General features: G+C 71.0%; 1 protein-coding gene. It reads right to left on the minus strand.

Annotated features, from left to right (window positions below; genetic code table 11):
• Positions 1-981, minus strand: a 981-nt coding sequence (locus IEZ01_RS34430; protein WP_189205727.1) for an IS30 family transposase, incomplete at its 3' end; no start/stop codon positions are given.
• Positions 982-1,170: the final 189 nt, after the last annotated feature.

Raw genomic sequence — 1,170 nt, forward strand, 5'->3', positions numbered from 1 at the left:
GACCGGCACTCCCGTGGCCACGGTGAATTGCTTGTGCGCGGCCATCTCGCAGCCCTGGTCCCAGGTCAGCGAGCCGCGCAGGTGCTCGGGCAGGCTCTGGATCAAGGGCACCAGCACGTCGCGGACCTCCTCGGCGGTGTGCCCGCCGGGCAGGTGCCCGAGCAGGACGTAGCGGGTGGAGCGCTCGACCAGGGTCACGATCGCGCTCTCGCTGCGGGGGCCGACGATCAGGTCGCCTTCCCAGTGGCCGGGCACCGCCCGGTCTTCGACCTCCGGTGGCCGCTCGGAGATCATCACCATCTCGTCGACGAAGCGGCGGGTGCGCTGCTCTGGACCGCGGTGCGGCTTGCGGCGGGTGCGGCTGGAGCGCAGCGCTGCCGCGACCTCGCGGCGCAGCCCGCCACGGGCCTGGACGTAGATGGCCTGGTAGATCGTCTCCGGACTCACGCGCATGCTCTCGTCGTCGGGGAACTCGGTGACCAGAGCGTGACAGATCTGCTCGGGTGACCACCTCTCCCGCAGCCTGTCGGTGACGAACTCGCGCAGCGGGCCGTCCTGGGCGAGCTTGGAGTCCTTGGGACGCAAACGGCTCTTCGCCCATGCTCGCTGGGCCCGGTGCGGCCGGTAGACACCGTCGGCCGAGCGGGCATCGATCTCGCGTTTGACGGTGGAGGCCGGCCGGCCCAGTGCCCGTCCGATCGCCCGCAGCGACCGGCCCTCACGATGCAGATCGGCGATCAGCTCCCGCTCGCTCACCGTGAGAAATCGGGGGTGCAGTTCGGCCTCGACCGCTGCGAGGGAGGGCTTCGAAGCTGTGGCGCCGATGGTGGTCACACCGGTCTTGTAGTCGATGCGGCGCCCGTCGGGGTGCAGGCGCGAGTGGCCGATCTGCCGGATACCGCGGTCCCAGTCCTCAGCGGTGCGCTCATGGACGCCGGCCTGCGCGGCGGCCTCACGGCGCCGGACTCCCGCCGCACGCAGCCGCTCGTACTCCGACCGGCCAGGGTGGCCGGGCCTGCGCGGCTTGCCGCGACCGCGAACACCGGCCTGACGCGCCCACCCGAACGCCGTGTTGCGGTTCACCCCTACCGCCCGAGCCGCAGCAGTGATGCTGCCGTCCTCCTTGTCCAGTGCCTCAAAGAACCTCGCCTTCAGCACCTCAAAATCCAC

Origin of the sequence: Streptomyces purpureus (genome assembly GCF_014648195.1) — a bacterium.
Taxonomy (GTDB): domain Bacteria; phylum Actinomycetota; class Actinomycetes; order Streptomycetales; family Streptomycetaceae; genus Streptomyces; species Streptomyces purpureus.